This is a genomic window from Edaphobacter sp., assembly GCF_035763405.1.
GTDB lineage: Bacteria > Acidobacteriota > Terriglobia > Terriglobales > Acidobacteriaceae > Edaphobacter.
The window spans coordinates 19,976-27,892 of record NZ_DASUBE010000045.1; the positions used below are offsets into that span (position 1 = coordinate 19,976).

Here is a 7,917-nt window from a genome sequence, read left to right on the forward strand (position 1 = left end):
GCTGCCGTTTTCATGTGAATAGAAAAATAATTTGCCCTCTATTCACACAAAAATCACATTCCCGTCGGAAGAGCCGCTCAGCCCTTCCCTCTGCTCTCGCTCTCATTTAGCTTTATCTGCATGTCCAGAATCCGCTTCGGCGCAATCGTTCTCGCCCTCTCTGCCTTTGCCTCCGCACAGAACCCGCTTCACCTCATTCCAGTCCCCCGCGAAGTCCGCCCCGCAGCCGACCAGCCGCTCGCCAACGGCATCTCCGTCACCTGCGCCTCCCCCTGCGATGCAGACGACACCTTCGCCACCGACGACCTCAAGAACTTCCTCGTCCAGCGCGGCATCGCCGTCACCGACTCCGCGCCCGTCCACATCCTCATCCAGCGCTACGGCACGCCGCTCTCGAAATCCATCTACAAAGACTCGCTCCCGCCCAACACCTCAGCCGAGCCCACCGCCAACATCACCCCCGAAGGCTACGCCATCATCCCCGACAAAAAGGGCCTGGCCCTCACCGGCTTCACCGCCTCCGGCGTCTTCTACGCCATCCAGACCGTCAAGCAGCTCATCGTCGGCAACGGTCCCGATGCCATCCTCCACACCGCCACCATCCGCGACTGGCCCGCGCTCAAATACCGCGGCCTCGACGACGATCTCTCCCGCGGCCCCGTCCCCACGCTCGACTTCCAGAAGAAGCAGATCCGCACCATCGCCGCCTACAAACTCAACATCTACTCGCCCTACTTTGAAAACACCATGCAGTACCTGAGCCACCCGCTCATGGGACCTCCCGGCGGCACGCTCACCCAGCAGCAGGCGCGCGAGCTCGTCGCCTACGCCGCCCACTACCACGTCACCATCATCCCCGAGCAGGAAGCCTTCGGCCATCTCCACTACCTTCTCAACTGGGAGCAGTACTCCCAGCTCGCCGAGACGCCGCACGGCTACGTCCTCGCGCCCGGCCAGCCCGGCTCGCTCAAAGTCACGCACGACATGTTCGCTGAACTCGCGCAGATCTACCCCGGCCCGTTCCTCCATCTCGGCGCAGACGAGACTCAGGACCTCGGCCGCGGCCAGACCAAAGCGCAGGTCGATGCTCAAGGCCTCGGAGCCGTCTACCTCGACTACCTGCAAAAGATCGTCGCCGACCTCCAGCCCCTCCACCGCAAGCTTCTCTTCTGGGGCGACATCGCCATGCACGACCCCGACCTCGTCAAGCAGATGCCCGCGAGCTTCAAGCAGGCCACCATCGCCGTCGCCTGGGAGTACAGTCCGCAGCCCAACGGCTACGACCGCTGGATCAAGCCCTTCACCGACGCGCACATGGAAACCTGGGTCGCTCCCGGCATCAACAACTGGTCCCGCGTCTATCCCAACTACAACAACGGCCTCACGAACATCCAGCAGTTCACCGTTCAGGGCGAGCGTCTCGGCGTCACCGGCCAGCTCAACACCATCTGGGACGACGACGGCGAAGCCCTCGCCAACAACAACTGGTACGGCATCCTCTTTGGGGCCGAAGCTGCATGGCACAAAGGCGAAGCCTCCATCCCCGACTTCCAATCCAGCTTCGGCGCCAACTTCCACGGAGACCTGACCGGCAACATCGACCAGGCCCAGCGCGAAATGATGGCCGCCCACCAGCTCCTCCACGACTCGCCGCTTGAAGCCGACGGTTCCGATCTCGTCTTCTGGATCGATCCCTTCTCCGTCGATGGCCAGCGCGAAGCCGCGCAAGTCCGTCCGGTCCTCTCCGAAGTCCGCCTCCACGCCGAGCGGGCCATCACCCTCATCGCCCAGGCCCGCAACGCCAACCCCAACCTCCGCGAGCAGGACGCGCTCGACGCACTCGACCTCGGCGCGCGCCGCATGGACCTCATCGGCCTCAAGTTCCAGGTCGCCGACGAGATCGCCGACGACTACGCCGTAGCCTATTCACTCCAAACCTCAAAGCAACGCGAAGACCACATCGAAGTCTCCCGTCGCCTCAACGAGATCAACGGCGTCAACGGCAAGCTCCAGGACATGCGCAGCCGCTACTCACTCATCCGCGACCTCTACCAGGCAGCGTGGCTCAAATCCAACCGCCCCTACTTCCTCACCAACAACCTCGAACGCTACGACCAGACCATCCAGCTCTGGCTCAACCGGATCGACCAAATCCGCTCCGTCCAACGCGGCTGGGCACTCAACCACACCATCCCACCCGCCAGCACCCTCGGCATCCCCGCCCCACCAACCCCATAAGGCCCTCAAAAAACGACATTGTCATCCTGAGCGAAGCCTCTCACAGTTTCATCGTGAGAGGCGGAGTCGAAGGACCTGCGGTTTCCCTCTCAACCAGCCACAAACATTCGGGGCCCCATCCTTACGCACTTTTTGCGGACGGGAGGGAATGTAAGCACTTGCCCAGCCAGCTTTTGCATTTCCATTCCGCAGCGCAGCGGAGAAATCTGTTGTTGCTGTTGCCGTTGCTTCTAGGTAGGCTCTCTCGGCAGCAAATAAGATCGGGGCTTCAGAGGGTGCTGAAAAAGTCAGTTTTGCTTAAGGGCACGGCTTCAGCCGTGCCGCTAACGCTGCAAAATCAACGCGGCTTTAGCCGCTGAAGTACGCTTTCTTCCCGGCGAGATACTTTTTCATCACCCTCTTCAGTCCCTGGGGTATGCCCTTCTGCCCGGAGTCCACCTTCTCTTCCTCAGGTCGCCTAGCGCTCCTTGGAGGATTGTTTCGCTTGCTCTCTTCCATCAAACCAATAATAGTTGCCCGGGTCTTGATAGTAGCGATAAATGCAAATGGCCAGCATTGGAATACCTTCGATCAGGAGCAAAGCTATTAAATAGAACTCACGAGCATGCAGCGACGGCTGCCGGTGGGCAATAAAGTCCAGTTGAGCAAGAAGACCTCCTCCGATCGCCACCACACATACCACCCAAACGAGGAACTTTATCAAAAAGTATTTTGTCCAAAAATATCCATTCATGTAGCGGGGCAACAATGAATAAATCCACGTCGCCGCCCACATCACAGGAGCGAGCGCCAGCATCATCAGGAAACTAACCATAGAACTTCCCTCCCTTGCTTGAACTGCCCAGCACCGTGCCTAAGCATTTCACGGCAGCGAAAATTCCGTCATAAAAATTTACAATCATAGAGCAATGCCGGGCGCGAGTGCCCCAGGTCTCGATTCGGAGACCTGGGTCTGCTGAGCCCCGAATTCACCCCATCCGTTTACACTCATAATCAATGCCCCAGACCCTGACTGCCCGCCGCCTCCTGACGCTCGAAGGCGTCCTCGACCATCCCGTCGTCACCATCGAAGACGGCATCATCCAATCCATCACCCAGGCCGAGACCAGCCGCGAAGACACCACCCTCGCCCCCACCTTCCTCGACATTCACACCCACGGCGCGGCCAACCACGACGTCATGGAAGGCACCCCCGACGCCATCGCCACCATCAGCCGCTTCCTCGGCACCCGAGGCGTCGGCCGCTACCTCGCCACCACCGTCACCGCGCCCATCGACAAAACCCTCCGCTCGCTCGAAGGCATCGCCAACGCCATCGAGAACCCGACGCCCGGTGCGGCCGTCCCCGTCGGCATCCACCTCGAAGGCCCGTTCATCTCGCATGCCAAGCGCGGCGTCCATCCGCCCGCCGACATCCTCCCACCCGACATCGCCCTCTTCGACCGCTTCCAGCAGGCCGCCCGCGGGCACATCCGCCTGATGACCATCGCACCCGAGGTTCCCGGCGCGCTCGACCTCATCCGACACGCCAAAAAGCACGGCGTCAAGCTCAGCATCGGCCACACCAACTCCACCACCTCCGAAGCCCAGGCCGCCATCACAGCCGGAGCCGCCAGCGCCACCCACACCTACAACGCCATGCGCCCGCTCGACCACCGCGACCCCGGCGTCATCGCCACCGTCCTCGACGACCCCACCCTCTACGCCGAACTCATCTGCGACGGCGTCCACGTCGCCCCCGAGATGGTCCGCCTCTGGCTCAAAGCAAAAGGCGAAGACCTCGCCATCCTCGTCACCGACAGCATGTCCGCCGCCGGCATGCCCGACGGCGTCTACATGCTCGGCACCTTCCAGGTTCAGGTCGCCGAAGGCCGCGCCTTCCTCGCCAGCGACGACAACAAAGGAAAGTTCAGCCTCGCCGGCTCCGTCCTCACCATGGACCGCGCCGTTGAAAACATCCAGAAGTTTGCCGGAGCATCCCTCGCCACAGCCATCCGCCTCGCCTCGCACAACCCGGCAAAGCTCCTCGGCCTCGAATCAAAGCTCGCTCCCGGCCAGCCCGCCCGCTTCAACCTCTTCAACTCCGCAGGCCAGCTCCAATCCACCATCCTCAACTAGAACAAAAGCCGGGTACCCCATCTTCGGCGCGGCTTCATCGCGCCTAAGGTGGGTCGTCATACATCACGCCCCGCTCCGAGCCCGCCACAACGCACCCTCCAGCGCATCGACCGCACTCTCCATCACCTTCGCCTCAGGCGCAGCCTCCTTCAGCGTCCGCACCATCGCCGACCGCACCAGCGAGATGTGCTCCAGCACGCTCCCCGTATAAGCCACGCCAATCTCGCCCCCCCCAGTAAACTCCCGCATCTTCACTGCGACAATCGCCACCTGATCGCCCAGCTCCTCACCACCCCGCGCGAGCACAGCCGTCGCCAGCTCATCGCCCGCCTCGGCACACTTCGCCACTACCGGAGCAAGCGCCGCGAAGTCAGGCGCAGGAATCCCATTCGCAATCCCCACCATCTCGCCCAGCGAAGCCCCATCCCAGAACTCGCCAATTTTTTGTAGCAGCATCGTCGGAACGCCGCGGTCCTTGGCCCAGAAGCCCGCCCGCAACCCCTCCAGCCCGATCCAGTAGCCGCTGCCCTCATCGCCCAGCACGTGCCCCCAGCCGCCCGAGGTCAGATTGACCTTCTCACCCGTCCGCCGGTCGAGCGCACGCCCCATCACAATCGCTCCCGTGCCAGCAACGACCAGAATTCCCTGCCCGCCCCGAAACGCGCCTTCGAGCGCGATCTCCTCATCGCCGCACAGAATCACATCGCCGCCCACCGCAGCGGCAAGCTCGCGCTCCGCCCACTCCCGCACCGCGTCGATGCCGTACCCGCCCAGCCCCGCGCACGTCCGCGACACGTCCTTCAGATTCACACCAGCAGACGCCGCAACTTCAGCGAGCATCGCGCGCAGCCGCCTCGTCGCCTCTTCTTCGCCCACGCGCGTCAGCTTGATGCTGCCCGTCGCGGCGCGCGCCAGCACCCGCGCGTCATCGGCCAGCAGGCAGCGTGTCTTCGTTCCACCGGAGTCGATTGCCAGAAAAAGAGCCATAGACTGCAATGATAAGTTATCGCCTGCTTCCTCCAGCAAGCGGCCTCAAACCTATACACTCTCGTCTATGCTCGCAGCCGCTCTTCCGACGCGCCTCCACGCCGCCGACCTTACCCTCATTGCCGTCTACCTGATCGGCATCACGCTCTTCGGCCTGCGCTTCCGCGGCAAAGAGAAGGGCTCCCGCTCGCTGCGCAACTACTTCCTCGCCGACCAGGCCATCCCCTGGTGGGCCATCATGCTCTCCATCGTTTCGGCCGAGACCAGCACCCTCACCATCATCTCCATCCCCGGCCTCGCCTTCATGAGCGACTTCGGCTTCCTGCAGCTCGTTATCGGCTACGTCATCGGCCGCACCATCGTCGCCTTCCTCTTTCTGCCCAAATACTTCAAGGGCGAGATGTACACCGCCTACCAGCTCATCGACAATCGCTTCGGCCCTGCGCTCCACAAAGTCACCGCCGGACTCTTCCTCGCCACGCGCGCCGCCGCTGAGGGCGTCCGCGTCTTCGCCGTCTCCATCGTCGTCGCCATCGCCATCGGCACAGGAGACGTCATCTCCATCGTGCTCATCTCCGCGCTCACGCTGCTCTATACGTTTGAAGGAGGCATGGCAGCCGTCATCTGGACCGACGTCGTTCAAATGATGATTTACTTCGGCGGCACGCTGGTTGCGATCTCCACGCTCAGCAGTCACGTTCCCGGAGGCTGGCACGCCATTCACACCATCGCGGGTGCAGCGGGCCGCTTCCACCTCTTCCACTTTGCGATGAACCTCACCGAGACCTACACCTTCTGGGCGGGCATCCTCGGCGGCACGTTCCTCACCATGGCCTCGCACGGAACCGATCAGCTCATGGTCCAGCGTATGCTCGCCGCGCGCAACCTGCGCCAGTCGCAGCTCGCGCTCATCTCATCCGGCCTGGTGATCTTCGTCCAGTTCGCCATCTTCCTTCTGATCGGCGCCGGCCTCTACGTCTTCTACGGGCTGCATCCCGCAACCTTCACCAGCGCCGACCGCATCTTCCCCACCTTCATCGTGCAGGAGATGCCCACCGGCATCGCCGGTCTTCTGATCGCCGCCATTCTCGCCGCGGCCATGTCCAACCTCAGCGCCGCATACAACTCGCTCTCCTCGACCACGGTCGTCGACTTCTACATGCACCTGCGGCCCAACGCAGACGACCGCGAACGCATGTTGATCTCCCGTTCCTCCACCGTCATATGGGCACTGGTCCTCTGCGTCATCGCCGTCTACTGCTTCTACGCCGGAGGCAAAGGCCATGTCGTCGAGATCGGCCTCTCCATCGCCTCGGTGGCCTACGGCGCGCTGCTCGGAGTCTTCCTGCTCGGCACACTCGCCCGCTGGGCCACGCAGACCGGCGCGATCATCGGCATGGTCGTCGGCTTCACGCTCAACGTCTGGCTCTGGCAGGGAACGTTCCCCGCGCACCTCGGCCCCATCACCATCCCGCGCATCGCCTACACCTGGTATGTCCTCATAGGAGCAATCGTGACCTTCGCCATCGGCTCACTCGCCAGCCTCATCTTCCGCTCGAAGCGGCAAACGAAAGCAGTCAGCACCGCAGCCATCATTCTGGCGTGCCTTCTCTTCGCCGCGCCCGCAACGCACGCACAAACGAAAAACGCCGTCATTCTGACCCAAAGCAACGCGAAGGGGAAGACTCCCCGCATTTTGTCCGCAGCGGCACAGACTCAAACGGAGACCAAACCCGACTTCTCCCCCATCACCACGCTGATGAACGCAGCCATCGCCGAGCACCGCCTCCCCGGCGCAGTCGTCCTCATCGACCACGACGGTCATCAGGTCTTCGAGCAGGCCTACGGCAACCGCAAAGTCGCCGGCGAACTCAGCCCCAACGGCTCGACCGCCGCCGAACCCATGACCGAAGACACCATCTTCGACATGGCCTCGCTCAGCAAATGCCTCTCCACCGCCGTAGCCGTCATGCAACTCTACGAAGAAGGCAAGCTCCAGTTCGACGACCCAGTCGCCAAATACCTCCCAGCCTTCGCCGCCAACGGCAAAGAACACGTCACCATCCGCGAGCTGCTCACGCACTACTCCGGCCTGCCGCCCGACGTGAGCCTCAAAGACCCGTGGGGACTAGCCAAGCCCGACAAAGCCGAAGGCATCCGCCGCGCCCTCGCCTCGCCACTGAAAACCACTCCCGGCACGCACTTCGAGTACTCCGACATCAACTTCATCACCCTCGGCGCGCTCGTTGAAAAGCTCAGCGGCGAGACACTCGACGAGTACGCCGAACAGCACATCTTCAAGCCGCTCGGCATGACGCACACACGCTATCTCCCCATAGCCGAAGCCTGCGGCCCCTACACCATCGTCGGAGCAGCCATCACGCTGCCAACGCAAATCCCCAGCGACGAAGGCGGCCCCTGCCACGGCGACCAATGGAATGCGCTCGACTGGGTCCCCAACATCGCGCCCACCACCCACGACGACGAGGGCAACGCACAAACCAATCCGCACTTCAACATGCTCACCCGCGGCACGGTCCACGACCCCACCACGCGCCGCATGGGCGGAGTCGC

At 62.8% G+C, this 7,917-nt stretch carries 5 protein-coding genes; 3 read left to right on the forward strand and 2 right to left on the reverse strand.

Translation table 11 applies throughout. From position 1 onward, the window contains the following. Positions 1-120 precede the first annotated feature (120 nt). Positions 121-2,238, forward strand: coding sequence for a family 20 glycosylhydrolase (locus VFU66_RS04075; RefSeq protein WP_326444959.1), 2,118 nt, complete (start codon positions 121-123; stop codon positions 2,236-2,238). Between the two features lie 457 nt (positions 2,239-2,695). Here the strand turns inward: VFU66_RS04075 and VFU66_RS04080 are convergent, their stop codons facing one another. Then, positions 2,696-3,052 carry a hypothetical protein gene (locus VFU66_RS04080; protein WP_326444960.1) on the reverse strand — a complete coding sequence of 119 codons (357 nt, stop codon included), beginning with the start codon at positions 3,050-3,052 and terminating at the stop codon, positions 2,696-2,698. A gap of 182 nt (positions 3,053-3,234) precedes the next feature. Here VFU66_RS04080 and nagA point away from each other — a divergent pair, with 182 nt between their 5' ends. Continuing rightward, positions 3,235-4,356, forward strand: a complete 1,122-nt coding sequence (nagA, locus tag VFU66_RS04085) for an N-acetylglucosamine-6-phosphate deacetylase (RefSeq protein ID WP_326444961.1) — start codon at positions 3,235-3,237, stop codon at positions 4,354-4,356. A gap of 63 nt (positions 4,357-4,419) precedes the next feature. On the opposite strand, the gene VFU66_RS04090 is transcribed toward nagA, so the two are convergent. Beyond that, positions 4,420-5,343 carry an N-acetylglucosamine kinase gene (locus VFU66_RS04090; protein ID WP_326444962.1) on the reverse strand — a complete coding sequence of 308 codons (924 nt, stop codon included), beginning with the start codon at positions 5,341-5,343 and terminating at the stop codon, positions 4,420-4,422. Positions 5,344-5,410: 67 nt separating this feature from the next. On the opposite strand from VFU66_RS04090, the gene VFU66_RS04095 reads away from it, so the two are divergent. Beyond that, positions 5,411-7,917, forward strand: a 2,507-nt coding sequence (locus VFU66_RS04095) for a sodium:solute symporter family transporter (RefSeq protein ID WP_326444963.1), incomplete at its 3' end; no start/stop codon positions are given.